The following is an 18,119-nucleotide window of genomic DNA, read 5'->3' as shown; positions in this document are numbered from 1 at the left end:
TGGTTTAGGAGCGAAAATCAATCTTCCCCGTCGTCTCCACTATCATCTGGTGGTGGGTCTGTAGAGTTATCGTCGCCGTCGTCATCTCCGTCGTCATTACCTCCACCATCGTTTCCACTGCCGTTTCCATTACCCCCACCATTGGAAGGTGGCTTAGGCTTAGGGTCTGGCTTTGGCTTAGGTTTTGGTTCTTCTTTTTTATCCGGATCTCCAAGTTTAGCTGAGCTGGATGGAGATGATTCTTTTCCACTAGCATTTACGGCTGTAACATAGAAGAAACCGGATTTTTGAGAGATCTTGGTGCTCATGCTATCACCAGCTTGCACGGATGCAATTTTTCGAGCGGAACTCGAGCTGTTGGCTTTATAGTAAACGTAATATCCAATCACATCTCTTTCTGAGCTTGAGGACCACGTTAAAGTGGAACCGGATACGTTGACACCACCAACTTGTTTTGGTGCCGAACCGTTAGCTGGAAGAGGATCGTCTGAAAGCACCGTTAGTCCATCAAAGATGCTTTTATCTTTCATATACTTAGCGAGTTCTTCCAAACTATCCAGTTGAAGTTTCTTCAAGAAATCCGGCTTAATCATCGGACCTTCTTTAACAAATTCGGATGGAGTTGAACTTAAAGGTGCATAAGCAACGTCCCCAATTCGAACATATTTACCTGTTGTTAAGCTATCATCTGTTTTCGTTGGAGCATATTTTGCATTGAAAATATCTTCTCCAACTAGTCCTGCTTTTTGGCAAAGAGCGGATGGTAGCAATCCTGACAGCTTACAATAGCTGCGGCGAACGATTCCGCCTGGCATTTGGAACTGTCCGGAAGGGCCAATTAATTCAGGGTTGATATCATAGGCACCGTTTAGAAGCTGTGCCCATAGTAATTGACTTCTCTTGGTAGGGGTTCGATAATCAGTAAGGGTTCTTAATTCTACTCGTTCATCATAACCCATCCATAGCCCAAAGGTAATATTCGGGTTAGATCCCATCATCCAAATATCATGGGTGTCCTGTGTTGTACCAGTTTTCCCTGCCCAGTCTGAGCTGAATTGCAAGTAGTCTCTTGCTGGACCAGCAGTACCTTTTCTAAAAGTATCGCGCATAGTATCAATCATTAAATAAGCTGTTTGTGGAGAATAAATTTCCTTAGGTTCCACTTTATGCTCATAGATGACCTCGCCGTCTTTCGTTTTAATACTCTCGATTAGATATGGTTCAACGTAATTTCCACCATTTGCGAATGTTACGTAGCCTGCTGTATTTTCTTCTACACTAACACCGACAGACGGTGAACCAAGAACTGCTGAAATATTTTCAGCGTCTCCTTGTGTCAGTTTTTTAAAGTTTTGTTTGTATAAATATTCCATCGGTCTTTGTGGAAGTATTTCCATATAACCTCGTATTGCAGCTAAGTTGTGTGATAATGCTACAGATTCACGAACTGTTTGAAGTCCATTGAATGTGTTATTCCAGTTGTTCGGTGACCACGGTCTTTGACCAGGTATATTTACAGTTAACGGTGTATCTGCAAGTATACTACCCGGTTGCAGTGTTCCCATTTCATATGCAGGTGCATATCCAAGTAAAGGCTTCATCGTAGAACCGTTATGACGCCATGTGTTGGTTGCAAAGTTCAGATCCTTCAGTGTGAAGTCTCGTCCTCCAACAAAACTGATAATTGCACCAGTTTTGTTATCCATTAATAAGGCACCAACTTGCTCAGCATTTCTTTTTACTAACTCATTGGTATCTGGATCTATTTCTTCTTCATATGAATATTGAAGAGTTCTGTCGAAGTAAGGAAACTCCTGAGTAATCTGTCTCATTTTTGAATAAATTTCTTTATCTATCGTTGTCTTAATAACATAGCCTTTTTGTCTAAGCGTTGTATCGGCCAACTGTAAATATTCTCTAAGCAACTCTTCATTGTTATCCAATTCTTCTTGCTCATAACCGTCGTTAAGCGCCAGTTGCTCTGCGATAATTTCTTGTGCGCGTTCTTCAATTTCAAATGCAACATAAGGGTATTCTTCAATGGCACTACTGGTAGGCTCTGCTAGATCTTTTGTGATGTCATAAGCAAGAGCTTCTTCATACTGTTTATCATCAATATGCCCCATTTCATGCATTCGGTGAAGTACATATCGCATTCTATCCAGACCTGGTTCCAGTCCTTCTGGAGTTTTCACTTCTGCTGCACGAGTAAAAGGAGTATAGGCAAAAGGACTTTGTGGGAGTCCGGCTATAAAGGCAGCTTGTGGAATGGACAATTCGCTGATATCCACGCCGAAGATCCCTTCTGCTGCAGTTTGAGCTCCGGCAATATTTCTGCCGTTTGAATCTCTACCAAAAGGAGAAACATTTAGGTAGGCTTCAAGTATTTCTTCTTTAGAGAAATAGTTCTCTAATCGTAGGGCAAGGAGAATTTCCTTTGCTTTTCGGTCAAAAGAAACATCATTTGTTAAAATTTGATTCTTGATCAACTGTTGAGTCAACGTACTACCACCCGTTTGGTTGGCGGAGTTTGTTACTTCTTGAACAACGGCACGGACAATCGCTTTTGGAACGACTCCTTCATGTTCATAGAAGTACTCATCTTCAGTTGAAACTAGTGCGTTAATTAAATGCTCAGAAACGTTATCCAGGGACACTTCTTCACGAAGTAGATCTGCACGATATTTTCCTAAATAAACGTCGTTTGCAAAATACATTTCTGTAGATTCTTCGTAGTTGTAAATGTTTTTTCTCAAATCTTCGTAAGAACGAACCGGTTCTTCTTTGACTAGTGCTGCGAAATAACCTGCACCTGCACCGCCAGCGAATGATACGCCGATCACGCCGATAACGAGAAAAACAAGAATGAGATTCCACACTACTAAATATGTAATGTTGGCGCCTTTTTTCGTCTTATTATTTATGAAAAATTGAAAAAAGGTCTGTGATTTTTCTTTGAACTTGTCGTAGTTTGACATATTTTATCTACCCCCCGGCAAATCATACTAATTATAGCATATTGAGGTTTTATAGCGACAAACTTTTTGTTTTCTTCCAAAATTTTCTTCATGTTTATGTTGACATGTTACTCTTTTTTATGGTAAAAAGACTTTATATAAATTTTTGATTAGTTATAGAATGCGCTAAGACAGGAATAAGTAGTACAAATAGGCATGCTTAAAGAGAGCTGATGGTTGGTGAGAATCAGTACACCTGTTTGGATGAATTACCTCCTCGAGCATCTTTTGGGAACAGCCGCATTTGGGCTTAGTAGCAGGAGACGGTGAGAACCGTTACATTTTTGAGTGGGAAAGCAGCTTTGTGTTGCTTTTCAATTAGGGTGGTACCGCGTATAAACTCGTCCCTTCTTTTACAGGAGGGATGGGTTTTTTTGTGTTTAGTTACTGCTTAACACCGCTGATGCTCTCCGCAAATGGCTTCGCTTTCCGCGGGGCGACCTTGAGCCTCCTCGGCAAGCCTGCGGGGTCTCAACATTGTCGCTACTCTCCCGCTGGAGTCTACGCCGTTTGCTCCGAGCATCAGCTGCGAAATCTATTTAATTTTATTTAATCAATAACCATAAAAAGGAGATATTACTATGAGTTTATTAGAGGATTTGCAGTTTAGAGGGTTAGTGAATCAGGTTACGGATGAAGAGGGATTAACGAAGCTTTTATCGGAGGAAAAGGTGAAGTTGTACTCTGGTTTTGATCCGACAGGGGACAGTTTGCATATCGGACATCTGCTGCCGATTCTTACTTTGAGAAGATTCCAGCAGGCAGGTCACCATCCAATTGCGTTGGTTGGGGGAGCAACTGGATTAATCGGAGATCCAAGTGGAAAGAAAGCGGAACGTACTTTGAATACATCCGACATCGTTGTCGAATGGTCCAACCGAATCAAAGGACAGCTTTCTCAGTTCTTGGATTTCACAGCCACAGAAAACCCAGCAGTGATTGCGAACAACCATGACTGGATTGGGGAAATGAATGTTATCTCTTTCCTCCGTGATGTTGGAAAGAACTTTGGTCTTAATTACATGCTTGCAAAAGATTCCGTACAATCTCGAATTGAATCTGGTATCTCTTACACGGAATTCAGTTACATGATTCTTCAATCCTTGGACTTCTTGCATTTATACAGAGGTCAAAATTGTAAGCTTCAAATTGGTGGAAGCGACCAATGGGGGAATATCACTGCAGGAATGGAGCTAATCCGTAAATCTGAGGAAAATGCCAAAGCATTTGGTCTGACGATTCCACTTGTGACAAAAGCGGATGGCACGAAATTTGGTAAAACAGAAGGCGGCGCAATCTGGTTAGATCGCGAGAAAACTTCTCCATACGAGTTCTACCAATTCTGGATCAATACAGATGACCGTGACGTGGTGAAATACTTGAAATTCTTTACGTTCTTGTCGCGCGTTGAGATCTTGGAGCTTGAAAAAGAACTGCAAGAAGCACCGGAAAAACGTTCTGCACATAAACGTCTTGCAGAAGAAGTTACGAAGTTGGTGCATGGAGAGGCTGCTTTAGAGCAGGCAATCCGCATTTCTAAAGCATTGTTCAGCGGATCCATCTCTGAACTTTCTGCTGATGAAATTAAACAAGGCTTTGCAGATGTGCCTTCTTTTACAGTGGAAAATGACGAGCAACTTGCATTAGTGGAACTGCTGGTTGCAAGTAAAATTGCACCTTCCAAGCGTCAAGCGCGTGAGGATATTACGAACGGTGCTATTTCCATTAATGGAGAGAAGGTTCAGGAACTTGCTTATGTGTTAGGTGAGAGCGACCGCATTGAGGGGCAATTTACTGTTGTAAGAAGAGGAAAGAAAAAATACTTCCTTATTAAATACTAATCTTTTGTGAGGACTGTCCGTTTGGGCAGTCTTTTTTTTACATGTGCAAACTTTCAAGGTAAAGACCTTATTGAGGTTGGAAACGGATGAGAGTGGTCTTCATAGACGGGATGAAGACCTCTGTGAAGTGGAAATGGAGTGAGAGACGTCATCATAGACGGGATGAAGACCTCTGTGAAGTGGAAATGGAGTGAGAGAGGTCCTCATGGACGATATGAAGACATCCGTGACGTGGAAATGAAGTGAAAGGAGTCCTCATTAAAGGCATCAGGGGTAGCTAACGTGAAAAAATTGGTGGTAAACTTAGTTGTATAGTGGATAGGAGGGATTAGTATTGTTCCAAAAAGAAGTTTATGTTTTTGATCAAGACAGGCCGGTTAAAGCTGTTATCCGAAATTATCAGGAAAAGGACTTTGCACAACTGATCCGCGTACAGCAGGAATGTTTTCCACCACCATTTCCGTCAGAGCTGTGGTGGAGTGAGGAACAGCTGAAGAATCATGTGGATTTGTTTCCGGAAGGGGCACTGTGTGTAGAAATTGCTGGGAAAATTGCTGGATCCATGACAGGTTTGCGTGTGAATTACACTCCAGGGGAACCAGACCATAGCTGGGAACAAATTACGGATAACGGCTACATCCGAAACCACGTACCCGATGGCAATACTTTGTATGTGGTGGATATTAGCGTAAGTCCAACTTACAGGAAGCTTGGACTTGGGAAGTGGTTGATGCAATCTATGTTTGAAGTGGTTATTCAGCATAAGATGGACCGCTTACTGGGTGGAGGAAGAATGCCGCACTACCATAAATATGAGGATGAGATGTCAGCAGAAGGCTACCTGGAAAAAGTGGTTAACGGCGACATCAAAGATCCCGTCATTACATTCCTCTTACACTGTGGACGAACCCCTGTAAAAGTGGTCAAAAACTATCTCGAAGACGCAGACTCACGCAACCATGCCACCTTGATGGAATGGAAAAACCCTTTTAGGCAATAAAAAAACAGGACGGAAAATTCCGTCCTGTTTTCTAGGTCATCACTATTAACGAGAGTAGAACTCAACGATTAGTGCTTCATTGATTTCAGCAGCTAATTCAGAGCGCTCAGGTAAACGAGTGAACGTACCTTCTAAAGCGTCAGCAGTGAAAGTTAGGTATTCTGGTACGAAGTTGTTTACTTCTACAGATTCCTTAACAGAGCTTAGGTTGCGAGACTTTTCGCGAACTCCGATTACTTGACCAGGCTTAACGCGGAAAGATGGGATGTCTACGCGAGATCCATCAACCGTGATGTGACCGTGGTTAACTAATTGACGAGCTCCACGACGAGTGCGAGCAAGACCTAAACGGTAAACTAGGTTGTCTAAACGAGATTCTAAAAGAATCATGAAGTTTTCACCGTGTTTACCTTGCATTTTACCAGCAGCATCGAAAATGCTACGGAATTGACGCTCATTTACGCCGTACATGTGACGTAATTTTTGTTTTTCTTGTAATTGTAAGCCGTACTCAGAAAGCTTTTTACGTTGGTTAGGACCGTGTTGTCCTGGTGCGTAAGGACGCTTTTCTAATTCTTTACCTGTACCGCTTAATGAAATGCCTAGACGGCGAGAGAGTTTCCAACTTGGACCTGTATAACGAGCCATGAATGACTCCTCCTTCGTGTTATTATTTGTTGTAAAATAATAACAGATGCGACTCATCTACTTGACCATTTTGTTTTCATGTATCCTCGCTCTGCAGCAAAGAGTTACACGATACACCTCCGTAAACGTGTTACGGGGAACAGAATGAATCAACATAGCATACCACATAGGCTGCAATATTTTACACAAAGGCTATTATATCGGAAAAATGGATAAGAAGTCAAGGATAGTTTAGAAAAGGTTGGGGACTTTAAAAAATTGCGGACTATTAAATAGGATAAAGTAGCAGATGTTTATGATATAATTTTTTCAGAATTATATCAAGGTGGAATGAAGATGTATAAAGAAACAGGCAAGGAAAAAATGATCCGATTCAGCATTATTTCAGCGATTGCCGCGGTAACGCTTTATCTATTTGTAAGTCAATATACTCCAACCGACGAGCAGGCTATTGTTCAACCAGAAAAGAATCAGGTGAAACAGATGGCTGTCGTTCTCCAAGAAATCAATGAACAACATAACGCACCAAAGCTAGCCATGGTGAAAGAACATGAAAGTCAACCAATGCTGATTATATATGAAGTAGACGTAGCGAGTAACTATCGCTTTGAAACCCAGTTCGCCATGAATTTAGAAGATGCTCCAACCGATATAAAGCGAGATGAAGTCTCGGATGGAGTTTGGTTGAAGACCGAAGATAACAGCTGGACTTATTATGATTCACAACTAGAGCAAGTAAAACGGGAAGAAAAAAATATCAGCAAGGAACAGCCAACATTTTCAGTAGATATAAATGAAGTTGATTCAAAACAGTATGAACTACAGATTCATAATGAAGATGGTACAGTGCTAAAAAAGGAACTTAATGAAGAACCCATATCCGTTGTTCGGCTTTCTGAACAAAAAGATCTTTGGTTTGTTATGTTTGAAAAAGACACGATTTTATTAGTTCCGTAAAATAATACTAGGAAATTGTTACCTGTTACCGTTATAATATAGGTAATAAGTAATGTAAAAGGTGAAAAAAATGGAATCCAATAACAAAATGCTAGAAATTAAGAGCAGAATATTTGATTTTTTCCTTTCGTCTTCCAATCTTACACAAACTACCTTTCTCACACAGTTACAACTGTTATTGAAAGAAGAACTTCAAGCAGAGCAGGCAATTGTAACGTTGGAAGGAAACCTTCTTTCACAAAAGCAATCTCTTATTTGTGAGCAGGCAGTTTCCTATACTATCTCTTCAAGTGAAGGTAGTAACATGGAAAATGTGGTCATTCCTCTTTTTGATGAGGAATATGCAATCGGCAAAATCGACCTGCATTTTCTTTCTCCTGTACCTCTTCCATTAGATAGCTTCAATCAAATGTCAAAAGAACTCTCAATTATATTTCAACATTATAATCAATACATACACAAAAGATACGAAGAAAAACAATATGAGGAATTGTATACCATCACTTCGAAGTTTCATTCGGCGATGAAGGTGGACGCGATCTTATCTGAAGTGATTAAACTGTTGCAAAGAATGTATGAGGACTTTTCTTATCTCCTCTTGTTAACTTCAGATAATGATGACTTAAAACACTTGCCCATAAAAAAATTGGATTTTGATGATACCAATATGTGTGCGATGAATGCCTATGTGACAGGCGAGGTTCAATATGAGAACTGCATCAAAGATAGAAGAGCAAATATCTATATCCCTATAAAAGGTGGGCAAGGGGTATATGGTGTCATGCAAATTATCTCTTTAGATGCTGCTACACTTCCTGAATCAGAAATAAAGTTTATTAAATTACTAGCGGATGCGACCGGAGCAGCGCTTGAGAATACGCAACTTTATGAGCAATCCAAGCAGGTTATAACCGATTTGCAACTGATTAACGAGACCTCCCACCAATTGAATACGAACTTAAGGCTGACCGAAGTGACCTCTTTTATGGTCAAAAAGATTCTCCAGTCCTTTCAGGCAAAAGAAGTAGCATTTGTCTTTTATCAAGAGAAAGGCATGGAGATTTTGCCAGGTTCAACAGAATTTTTTCAGCAAAGCGATATGAAAGAGTATCTTACACATATGAAAGAGTTTTTATATTCTGATGGGGAGCCGCTCTTTATCGGAGATCTTCGAGTACATAAACGTTTATCGGACCTTCCTTTCTGTTCTTGTATGGTGATCCCCATGCTCATACCTAATGGAGGCAAAGGAGCCTGTGTAGTGACACATCCCTTGCCGTATTTTTTCAGCTTTGAACAATTTAAGCTGTTGCAGTCACTTATTCACCATTCGACTTTGGCATTTAATAACTCCATGTTACGAGAAGAGTTGGAGAAATACGTGATAACGGATTATCTGACAAAACTTTATTCCCGAAAATATTTGGATGATAAAATTAAGAAATCGATGAAAAATGACTCCTTTGGTACATTCATCCTCTTGGATATCGATGACTTTAAAATTGTGAACGATACATATGGTCATCAAATAGGTGATAAAATCCTCATTCAGGTTGCCAATATTATTAAAGCAAATATCAGAGAGACCGATATCGGAGCAAGATGGGGTGGAGAAGAGCTCGCAATATATTTACCGAAAGTAGATATAAATCTGGGGGAGAGTATAGTCGTTAGAATCATAGAAAAGATTAGAGAAGAGACTGACCCAGGAGTTACGGTTTCCTGCGGCATTTCCTTTTGGAGCAAGAATACACAGGATTCGCCGAGGGATCTTTTTCACAGAGCAGATTATGCCCTTTATAAAGCGAAGGATCAAGGGAAAGATCAATTGTGTATAGAAGATTCTTCTGAAATAAGTCAAAAAGTCAAAAGCTGATATTAATCTATTTCCAAGCCCTTCACCTGTCACAGATGAAGGGTTCTTTATCCTATAACTAATTTTACTACCCTTTAAAGAAAACGCTTTCATTTTTCTGTTGTTTGCCATATGCTAGTAATGGATGGGAAATTGGAAGGGAGAATTTTTTATGGATAAGCAGAATAAACAGCAGTTTGAGACGGAAGTTATACATCATGGATATGATAGTTCCATTTATCAGGGAAGCTTGGCACCGCCAATCTTTCAAACTTCTACCTTTTCCTTTCAAACGGCACAACAAGGGGAAAACAGGTTTGCAGGGGAAGAAGAAGGCTACATTTATTCAAGACTTGGAAATCCAACGGTAAAAATGCTGGAAGAGCGGATAGCGGCCCTTGAAAACGGAGAAGCGGGCCTTGCCTTCGGATCGGGAATGGCAGCAGTGTCCGCTGTATTGATTGCATTAACGAAAAGTAACGACCATATTCTTTGTTCACAAGGAATTTATGGATGTACTTTTGGCTTATTACAATTATTGAAAGATAAATATAATGTGTCACATAGCTTTTGTACGATGCAGACAGAATCTGAAATCAGAGAAGCCATCCAACCGGAGACGACTTGCATCTATGTGGAAACACCGATTAATCCAACCATGGCATTAATAGATTTGGAACTTATTGTTTCCATAGCTAAAGAGAAAAATATTAAGGTAGTTGTTGATAACACATTCTGCTCTCCATATTTGCAGAAGCCACTAGATCTTGGTTGTGATATTGTTATCCACAGTGCGACGAAATACATCGGCGGTCATGGGGATGTTATCGCTGGACTGATTGTAGGTTCCAAAGAGATGATTTCTGAAATCTCCATGACAACTTTGAAAGATATTGGTGGCGTCATGTCTCCATTTGATGCGTGGCTGCTCATTCGCGGCCTGAAAACATTGCATGTCCGCTTGGACCGTCATTGTGATAATGCCGAATATGTTTTTGAACAATTAGAGGCACATCCAATGGTAGAGAAGGTTTACTATCCCGGTGATAAAAAGAGTGAAGCATACCCTATCATGCAAAAACAGATGAAAAAGGGCGGGGGGCTTATTTCTTTTACCATTAAAGGTGGAAAAGAAGAAGCACAAAGGCTATTAAATGAATTGCAGCTGATTAAAATTGCAGTAAGTTTAGGAGATGCCGAAACATTGATTCAACACCCTGCTACCATGACCCATGCGGTTGTACCAAAAGAAAACCGAGAACTGATGGGGATCACAGAAAGTCTACTACGCCTATCTGTCGGCCTGGAAGGCAAAGAAGACATCTGGCAAGATCTCAAACAAGCATTAGATAGTTTATAAGAAACATAGAAAAAGCGTCTAACCCTGTGTTAAAGGTTAGACGCTTTTTATCATGCATCAGCAAGCAAAATAGAAACAAACTTCTCTAAATATACTTTATCCAGCTCATCAAAACGATCCTTGATCGGACTGTCAATATCAAGAACCCCAATAACCTTCCCATTTACTACCATAGGAACAACAATCTCAGACTGTGATGCTGCATCACAAGCGATATGACCCGGGAAAGCATGCACATCTGCTACAAGCTGTGTTTCCATGGATGATGCAGCTGTTCCGCATACACCACGTCCAAATGGAATTCTTACACATGCAGGTAGACCTTGGAACGGCCCTAATACCAACATGTCTTGTTTCGTTTCATCTGTTAAGTAAAAGCCCACCCAATTCACTTCTGTTAAAAAGACATTTAACAAAGCGGACGCGTTGGAAAGGTTGGCAATGAAATTAGGCTCATCGGCAATGAGAGCTTGCAATTGTTTTAGCACAAGTTCGTAATTTTCTTCCCTTGTACCTTTATAGTTTTCGACTTGAAACATCATAATCCCCTCGCATTTTCATGACTAATTGTGGAAAAACAACAACAAAAGTAGAATACCTAATGAAGTTGTCGACATTTAATAAAAGGATATACGTTCATCTTCACGAAATCAATAATTAAGAATCGAAATCACCAGAAAGGGTGAAGAAGATGGAAAAGACAAAGCAAAGAATCATTGATGCCGCAATCATTCTATTTAATACAAAAGGGTATGATGGAACCTCTGTACGGGAACTTGCTAAGAAAGCGAATGTGAACGTGGGGCACATCTCCTATTATTTTGATAATAAAGCAGGTCTGCAAGAACATCTCTTATCCAGCTTCTTTGATCAGTACGTTTCCATATTAGAAAAAGTCTACAAAAAAATGTCCACATACACTGCAAAGGAATGCCTGTTGGAGTGTGTGGAGAGATCCATGCAGTTTCATCGAGAGAATCGTCAATTGGCAAGATACGTTTATAGGGAACTAACATTTGACACTACCCTTGTCAGGGAAATCATGTCTACGTATTTAACGAAGGAGAAGTATTACTTTAAAGCGATATTGGAAAAAGGGCATAAAAAGAAGGAGTTTCATGTTCCTTCTGTTTTGATGTCTGTGATGCAATTAAAGAGCATGATTAGTACGCCTTTTTTGCAGTGTCAGTATTTGGCGGAGGTTTGGCATATTATGCCGTATGAGACGTCGGCTGTGGATCAGTATGAGAAGGTGATTGTTCAGTGGTTGGAGCAGTCTGTTTTTGTGGAGCAGGAGCAGCTGGAGAAAATTGCATTATAAAATTCCCACTGACTGTTGATCTTCGCTGCAGGCGCTTCGCTTTCCACGGGCGGATAGCGTTTAGACACCGCTGTTGATTTCCGCAAATGGCTTCGCTTTCCGCGGGGCGACCTTGAGCCTCCTCGGGCTACGCCCTGCGGGGTCTCAACATTGTCGCTACTCCCCCGCTGGAGTCTTCGCCTTTTGCTCCAATCCACAGCTCGAAATCATCATTTTCAAGGAGTCTTCGCGCCTTCCGCTCAGATCAACATGGTTATTTAATCAAGTCAATAACTCTTTATCAATGAATTCATACCCTTGGCCCAATCCCTTTGCTGTGTGTGCGTCGGATCCGAACACGAGGGGGATTTTTCTTTTTTTGGCTTGTTTTGCAATGGATAATGGGGGATAGGAATCTTCACATAAAGGTTTGACAAATCCTGCTCCATTATAGTCCAGTTCGTACCCCTTTAGGGCGATGGCATCTAAGATAGGGTCGGTATACTCCTGAATCGGTTTCGTGTGAGGAAAGCGTTTTTTGAACTTTTCCACCAGCGTAATATGACCGATTCTTTTCGGTTTGTATGGGCCTAGGTCACAGTTAATAGATGTTAAGAGAGTAGAGAAATAAGATTCATAAACAGCGGAAAGGCCTCCGAAAACCCCGATAATTCTTTCAAACTCATCTTCACTGAAATCCAAGCAATAATACGACTCTTCTTTTTTCAGAAAGTGAACAGACAATATGCTGTCATCCAAAAGCGGTCCCAGTTCTCCTAACATTTCACTTGTTTCTTTTTCATATCCATCAATATAGTCAACTTCCAGTCCGATGTTGATTTTTATGGCAGATGAGTAATAGGATTTCAATTTCTTCAATTCTTCCATATAGGCAGGAATGCTTACCCACTCCATTGCACTATCCCTGTCAGGGGCTGGGTCGATAAAAGACTTCGGTAGTGGGGCATGTTCTGTAAAGGAAATTTCTTTGTATTTTAGTTGTAAAGCTTGTTTAATATACTTTTCTATCGTATCTGTGCTACCATGCGGACAATAGGGGGTATGGACATGTTTGTCGATAATCAAGAAAAACCCTCCGATACTAGAAGAAATATGTAAAAAAATTAAAAATATTGGTCAAAAAATGTCGTTTACATGGTATCATAAAAACATTGAAATATAAATAAAATGGGCGTGGAATATATATCGACCCATTTAGCTTTTTTATACATATATGAATCATGGATTAAGATGAAAAATGTACATAGAAGACAGGAACCACCATCCGGGTAGAAGGGGACTAGGTATGGAATATATTATTGGGATTTTAGCACTAGTAGTTATTTTTATCAGCATCAGTTTTGTTAGGAGAAAGAAAATTTATCAAGAAGTGGACCGCTTAGAAAACTGGAAAATATCGATCATGAACAAACCAGTATCAGAAGAACTTTCCAAAGTGAAAGATTTGAACATGACTGGTCAGACAGAACAGCTTTTTGAGAACTGGCGCTATCAATGGGACAATATTTTATCGACAGAACTTGTAAATATCGAAGAATACCTCTTTGATGCAGAAGATTTCGTAGATAAATATCGTTTCAAAAAAGCAAAAGATGTGTTGTCGATTGCTGACAGCAAACTTCAAGATATTGAATTGAAAATTAAAGCTATTTATGACGAGTTGGATGAACTGATCGGCAGCCAAGCAAAAAGTGCTGAAGAAAATGAAAAATTGGAAGGGAAATATTCTGATTTTAAAAAGCAGCTGCTGAATCAACGCCATCAATATGGAAGCACCACCCCTTTATTGGAGAAAGAACTGGAACAGATTCAACAGCTTTTCGCAGAATTTAATCAATCGATATCCAACGGGGATTATTTAGTTGCCAGAGAGTTAATTGCGAGAATTGAAAAGGAATTAGAAGGTTTTGAAATAAAGCTAGAAAATATTCCAGGACTCTTGATTGAATGTCAGTCTGTCATTCCTAGTCAGCTTGCCGAAGTGGAAACGGGCTATAAGGAAATGCTTGCGGAAGGGTACATCCTTGATCATGTAAACCTGGAAAAAAGCATTGCTAGCCTCCAAGATAAACTGAAGCAGTCTACGAAGTTGCTCATGGAAACTAAAGCTTTAGAGGCAAAAGAAGGAATTGAACTTATTAAAGCGGAAATGGATGAGCTATATGATCAGATTGAAAAAGAAGTCTTGGCAAAACACTATGTCGTAAAAGAACTTCCATCTGTTGAAGCTATCCTAATCGCTTTATCATCTGCGAGTGAAAAGACAAAGCAAGAAACCTATGTGGTGCAGGAAAGCTATCAGCTTCAACAGGAAGACATTCAAACGCAACAGAAAATAGAAGAATCCATGCTCGCACTCAATGATCGTTATGAGAAACTCAGTGGCCACCTTCTTGATCAGACCATTGCCTTCAGCATATTGAAAGAAGAGTTGGAGGACATCTGTGAGCAAATCAACTCTCTTCAGGAAATCCATCAACAATATACAGAAAGTTTGATGGCATTGCGTAAGGATGAAATGGCGGCAAGAGAGCAGTTGAACTCCTTAAGAAAAATGTTGTTTGAAGTAAAACGTTCCATAGAGAAAAGTAATATCCCTGGGTTGCCAAAAAGCGTATATCAAGAGCTATCTTTGGCCAATGATCAGTTGAAGGCTGTAACGGGGAAATTGGAAGAAAAACCGTTAAATATCGTGGAAGTGAATACGGTGCTTTATGAAGCTGTGACAAGTGTTGGAAAATGCCATGAAGAAGCACTGGAAATCCTTGATCATGCCTACTTGGCGGAAAGTGTCATACAGTATGGAAATCGATATCGAAGCAAACATCCTTCCATTCATGAAAGTTTGGTAGAGGCAGAGCAGTTATTCAGAAATTATGAATATAAGAATGCTTTGGAAGAAGCGGCTACTTCGCTAGAAAAGGTAGAACCAGGTGTATTGAAGAAAATAGAAAAAGTACTTGAAAAGGAAAGTTAACAAGTGAAGTACGCGCAAAGTGTCCTTGTAGCCATCCTGCTCATCAGTGGGACCTTTATATGGTACAGTTTTTACGCTTCCTTTCAGGAAAAGAAAGAAGAGGCTGCACAACAACCTGCAATCTCTTCCCCTTCCCAGGAAGAAGAAACAGGCTCTCCTCCATCTGTAGACCAAGATAGGGAAGAGATAATTACGATCCCACACATTCATCAAGATGGGCTCACTCAACAAATGGTCAAAGAGTGGAATATTGAGGATGAACGAATCAGTATCGACCAACTGCTTTCCCTTCTAGAAAAAAATAAACCATAACAAAAGGCTTGGATACTCACATCCAAGCCTTTTGTTTATAGATATTAAGCAATGCTCTCATTAGATTGCTTCGAGGTGACTGCCCCAACGACCAGTCCGATAATCACACCAATCACTGCCGGTACCAACCAACCTACCCCTTCATTATAGAAAGGAAGTATGCCGAAGATATCTTGTAAAAATGTGATATCAATCTCAGCCATAGCCAGTCCATCCACAAAACTTACAATACCTGTGAATAGTAAGGCAAACCCATACACAAACGATTCATTTCTCCAACGATAGAACGAAAGGAGAATCAGTACAATTGCTAATGGATATATCATAATCAATACAGGCAACGAAATCGTAATCAATTGCTCAAGGCCGACATTTGACACAACCAAACTAAAGATGGATAAGATTGCAACAAATACCTTATAAGATACAGATGGCATAATCTTAGCAAAGAATTTACTTGTCGCAGAAACAAGTCCTACAGATGTTGTCAAGCAAGCGAACGTAATGGCAAGCCCCAAAATAACCGCTCCGATAGAACCAAACAGATAATTGGCAGCGCCAGATAATATTTGCCCACCATTTCCTGCAGCTCCAACTGCATCAAGACTGGTTGCCCCAAGATAGGATAAACCGCCGTAAACGATGGTAAGACCTATCGCGGCAATAAACCCTGCTTTTAAGCAAAGAGAAGTAATCGTTTTTTTATCTGTTACACCTTTATCTTTTATAGCAGATATTACAACAATTCCGAAAACTAAAGCGGCAATGGTGTCCATTGTCAGATAGCCTTCAAGGAAGCCCTTAAAGAAAGGTGAGTTTTGGTAAGGCTCTGTTGGAGCACCAATAGAACCCATCGGAGTGACGATACTCTTCACAACAAGAATACCGATAACGAGTAACAAAATGGGGGTCAAGATTTTCCCGATTCGATCAACAAGTTTTGCTGGATTTAAAGCAAGATAATACGTAATAGCAAAGAATACTAATGTAAACAGAAAGAGTGCCCATCCTTGTGGGTTAACCGATTCAGGCAAGAAAGGTGTTGCACCAATTTCAAAGGCTACAGTACCTGTACGCGGTATTCCAAAGAATGGCCCAATCGCTAAGTACATAATAATAGTAAAAATAATTCCGAAAATTGGGTGTACACGATTAGCAAGTGTTTGAAGGTCGCCACCTGTATAAGCAATGGCCATTACTCCAAGGAGCGGCAGGCCAACTCCTGTAATCAAGAAGCCTATTACAGATATCCCTACATTATCACCGGCTGCTTGCCCAAGTAATGGAGGGAAAATCATATTCCCAGCACCTAAAAATAAGGCAAACAGCATTAGTCCCAATACCAATATGTCCTTATTTGTATATACGTTTTTATGCATGAAAATCCTCCTGATGAGAAAATGAAATGAATACGTTTTCATCCTATCATAATTTTGATGAAATTTGTCGAATAACATAAAAGTTCAACAATTCAATATATTAGAAAAACAATTACTAGTTTAACATGTCTATACATGTTTAGAAAGAGAAAAGGTGATATTTCTAATAAATACCTCTTTCGTGGTCATATATAGGAAGGCATTTCTTTTCCACGGATATAAAATGTGCTAACATTAATATTCGCTTAGAAGAAAATATTATCTATATTAATTGATGATTCAAATTCCTCATCAGAACTATGGAGGATGACCATGATCTATTTAGACAACAGCGCCACTACTAAACCATATAAAGAAGTGTTGGATTCTTTCCTTAAGGTGTCCACAGAATATTTTGGAAACCCATCCTCGCTTCATTCGCTTGGCGGTGAAGCAGAAATGCTGCTGCACCGTTCAAGGGAGACAATTTCATCTTTGCTGCATGTACATCATAAGGAAGTCATTTTTACTTCAGGTGGAACAGAAAGCAACAACTTGGCGGTAAAAGGGTGTGCCTTAAGCAAAAGAAATATCGGTAAACATATCATCACAACCGCGATCGAGCATCCTTCCGTAACGAATGCGATAAATGATTTGGAAAAAGAGGGATTTGAAGTGACCGTCCTTCCTGTTAATAAGGAAGGTAGAATCACGAAAACACAAGTAGAGGATGCGTTGAGAAAAGAGACGGTGTTGGTTTCCATCATTCATGTAAATAATGAAACTGGGGCAATCCAACCTGTAGAAGAGATCGGCTGCATTCTCAAGAACCACCCAAATGCAAGCTTTCATGTTGACCATATACAAGGAATCGGCAAGGTTCCATTACGAATGGACACAATAGACCTTTGCTCGCTTTCGGCTCATAAGTTTCACGGATTAAAAGGAAACGGGATCCTGATTGCCAGAAATGGAGTTAAGCTTCACCCAATCCTCAGCGGAGGAGATCAGGAATGGACGTTACGATCAGGAACAGAGAATGTGGCGGGGATTGTTGCCATGACGAAAGCGCTGCGAATGACCTTGGAGAAAAGTGAAAATTACTTATCTAATTTATCTGCATTAAAACAATATCTTTTTGATGAGTTGGAGCAGATAAATGGAGTATATATCCACACTTCCAGAAGTCACAGCGCTCCGCATATTGTCAATTTTTCCGTTCCGGGCGTAAAGTCAGAAGTTCTTGTCCATGCATTAAGCACAAAAGATATTTATGTTTCCACAACCTCTGCCTGTTCGTCCAAGCGAAAAGCACCTAGCAAGACTTTAACGGCAATGGGAGTGACAAGGGCACAGGCGGAAAGTGCTATCAGGATAAGTATGACCTACAGTACTACGAAAGAAGAAATACGCTTATTTTTACAAGAGCTTATCCAAGCCATCACCACAATAAAAGAAGTAACGAGGTAAAAA

14 protein-coding genes and 1 other annotated feature are annotated in these 18,119 nt (G+C 40.2%); of the genes, 9 read left to right on the top strand and 5 right to left on the bottom strand.

Annotation, left to right across the window (positions count from 1 at the left end; all coding sequences use genetic code 11):
* Nucleotides 1-17: 17 nt before the first annotated feature.
* Nucleotides 18-2,978: a transglycosylase domain-containing protein gene (locus tag K7887_RS16885; protein ID WP_223490743.1), complete on the bottom strand. Its 2,961-nt coding sequence runs from the start codon at nucleotides 2,976-2,978 to the stop codon at nucleotides 18-20.
* Between the two features lie 158 nt (nucleotides 2,979-3,136).
* Nucleotides 3,137-3,369: a binding site (T-box leader), on the top strand.
* 229 nt (nucleotides 3,370-3,598) lie between these two features.
* Here K7887_RS16885 and tyrS point away from each other — a divergent pair.
* Both tyrS and K7887_RS16875 read left to right on the top strand, forming a co-directional pair.
* Nucleotides 3,599-4,858, top strand: a complete 1,260-nt coding sequence (gene tyrS / locus K7887_RS16880) for a tyrosine--tRNA ligase (protein WP_223490741.1) — start codon at nucleotides 3,599-3,601, stop codon at nucleotides 4,856-4,858.
* Between the two features lie 334 nt (nucleotides 4,859-5,192).
* Nucleotides 5,193-5,858 (top strand): GNAT family N-acetyltransferase, encoded by a 666-nt coding sequence (locus tag K7887_RS16875; RefSeq protein ID WP_223490739.1) that lies wholly within the window; start codon nucleotides 5,193-5,195, stop codon nucleotides 5,856-5,858.
* 45 nt (nucleotides 5,859-5,903) lie between these two features.
* Here the strand turns inward: K7887_RS16875 and rpsD are convergent, their stop codons facing one another.
* Nucleotides 5,904-6,506, bottom strand: coding sequence for a 30S ribosomal protein S4 (rpsD, locus tag K7887_RS16870; RefSeq protein ID WP_223490737.1), 603 nt, complete (start codon nucleotides 6,504-6,506; stop codon nucleotides 5,904-5,906).
* Between the two features lie 336 nt (nucleotides 6,507-6,842).
* On the opposite strand from rpsD, the gene K7887_RS16865 reads away from it, so the two are divergent.
* The 3 genes from K7887_RS16865 (at nucleotide 6,843) to megL (ending at nucleotide 10,678) form a co-directional block, all read left to right on the top strand.
* The gene (locus tag K7887_RS16865; RefSeq protein WP_223490735.1) at nucleotides 6,843-7,463 is read left to right on the top strand and encodes a hypothetical protein; all 621 of its coding nucleotides are present in this window, start codon (nucleotides 6,843-6,845) and stop codon (nucleotides 7,461-7,463) included.
* 70 nt (nucleotides 7,464-7,533) lie between these two features.
* Nucleotides 7,534-9,339, top strand: coding sequence for a sensor domain-containing diguanylate cyclase (locus K7887_RS16860; protein WP_223490733.1), 1,806 nt, complete (start codon nucleotides 7,534-7,536; stop codon nucleotides 9,337-9,339).
* Between the two features lie 151 nt (nucleotides 9,340-9,490).
* Nucleotides 9,491-10,678, top strand: a complete 1,188-nt coding sequence (megL, locus tag K7887_RS16855) for a methionine gamma-lyase (protein ID WP_223490731.1) — start codon at nucleotides 9,491-9,493, stop codon at nucleotides 10,676-10,678.
* A 50-nt stretch (nucleotides 10,679-10,728) separates the two neighbouring features.
* Here the strand turns inward: megL and K7887_RS16850 are convergent, their stop codons facing one another.
* Nucleotides 10,729-11,217 carry a GAF domain-containing protein gene (locus K7887_RS16850; RefSeq protein ID WP_223493681.1) on the bottom strand — a complete coding sequence of 163 codons (489 nt, stop codon included), beginning with the start codon at nucleotides 11,215-11,217 and terminating at the stop codon, nucleotides 10,729-10,731.
* 152 nt (nucleotides 11,218-11,369) lie between these two features.
* Between K7887_RS16850 and refZ the strand changes: the two genes are divergently transcribed.
* Nucleotides 11,370-11,999, top strand: coding sequence for a forespore capture DNA-binding protein RefZ (refZ, locus tag K7887_RS16845; protein ID WP_223490730.1), 630 nt, complete (start codon nucleotides 11,370-11,372; stop codon nucleotides 11,997-11,999).
* Nucleotides 12,000-12,260: 261 nt separating this feature from the next.
* Here refZ and hisJ read toward each other — a convergent pair whose 3' ends face one another.
* The gene (hisJ, locus tag K7887_RS16840; RefSeq protein ID WP_223490728.1) at nucleotides 12,261-13,064 is read right to left on the bottom strand and encodes a histidinol-phosphatase HisJ; all 804 of its coding nucleotides are present in this window, start codon (nucleotides 13,062-13,064) and stop codon (nucleotides 12,261-12,263) included.
* A 220-nt stretch (nucleotides 13,065-13,284) separates the two neighbouring features.
* On the opposite strand from hisJ, the gene ezrA reads away from it, so the two are divergent.
* Together ezrA and K7887_RS16830 are read left to right on the top strand one after the other, a co-directional pair.
* Nucleotides 13,285-14,976, top strand: a complete 1,692-nt coding sequence (ezrA, locus tag K7887_RS16835) for a septation ring formation regulator EzrA (RefSeq protein ID WP_223490726.1) — start codon at nucleotides 13,285-13,287, stop codon at nucleotides 14,974-14,976.
* Between the two features lie 3 nt (nucleotides 14,977-14,979).
* A complete protein-coding gene (locus tag K7887_RS16830; protein ID WP_223490725.1) occupies nucleotides 14,980-15,288 on the top strand; it encodes a hypothetical protein in 309 nt (102 codons plus the stop codon).
* A gap of 44 nt (nucleotides 15,289-15,332) precedes the next feature.
* On the opposite strand, the gene brnQ is transcribed toward K7887_RS16830, so the two are convergent.
* Nucleotides 15,333-16,667, bottom strand: coding sequence for a branched-chain amino acid transport system II carrier protein (gene brnQ / locus K7887_RS16825; RefSeq protein WP_223490723.1), 1,335 nt, complete (start codon nucleotides 16,665-16,667; stop codon nucleotides 15,333-15,335).
* A gap of 312 nt (nucleotides 16,668-16,979) precedes the next feature.
* Between brnQ and K7887_RS16820 the strand changes: the two genes are divergently transcribed.
* Nucleotides 16,980-18,116: a cysteine desulfurase family protein gene (locus K7887_RS16820; protein WP_223490721.1), complete on the top strand. Its 1,137-nt coding sequence runs from the start codon at nucleotides 16,980-16,982 to the stop codon at nucleotides 18,114-18,116.
* Nucleotides 18,117-18,119: the final 3 nt, after the last annotated feature.

Source organism: Sutcliffiella horikoshii, assembly GCF_019931755.1.
Lineage (GTDB): Bacteria > Bacillota > Bacilli > Bacillales > Bacillaceae_I > Sutcliffiella_A > Sutcliffiella_A horikoshii_E.
Note: the sequence above shows the minus strand (reverse complement) of the source record. Positions and strands in the feature narration are given on the sequence as shown.

Coding starts and splice junctions, on each gene's coding strand:
- tyrS (WP_223490741.1), top strand. CDS start 3,599: ATGAGTTTATTAGAGGATTTGCAGTTTAGAGGGTTAGTGAATCAGGTT.
- K7887_RS16885 (WP_223490743.1), bottom strand. CDS start 2,978: ATGTCAAACTACGACAAGTTCAAAGAAAAATCACAGACCTTTTTTCAA.
- K7887_RS16820 (WP_223490721.1), top strand. CDS start 16,980: ATGATCTATTTAGACAACAGCGCCACTACTAAACCATATAAAGAAGTG.
- ezrA (WP_223490726.1), top strand. CDS start 13,285: ATGGAATATATTATTGGGATTTTAGCACTAGTAGTTATTTTTATCAGC.
- refZ (WP_223490730.1), top strand. CDS start 11,370: ATGGAAAAGACAAAGCAAAGAATCATTGATGCCGCAATCATTCTATTT.
- brnQ (WP_223490723.1), bottom strand. CDS start 16,667: ATGCATAAAAACGTATATACAAATAAGGACATATTGGTATTGGGACTA.
- K7887_RS16860 (WP_223490733.1), top strand. CDS start 7,534: ATGGAATCCAATAACAAAATGCTAGAAATTAAGAGCAGAATATTTGAT.
- K7887_RS16850 (WP_223493681.1), bottom strand. CDS start 11,217: ATGTTTCAAGTCGAAAACTATAAAGGTACAAGGGAAGAAAATTACGAA.
- megL (WP_223490731.1), top strand. CDS start 9,491: ATGGATAAGCAGAATAAACAGCAGTTTGAGACGGAAGTTATACATCAT.
- rpsD (WP_223490737.1), bottom strand. CDS start 6,506: ATGGCTCGTTATACAGGTCCAAGTTGGAAACTCTCTCGCCGTCTAGGC.
- K7887_RS16865 (WP_223490735.1), top strand. CDS start 6,843: ATGTATAAAGAAACAGGCAAGGAAAAAATGATCCGATTCAGCATTATT.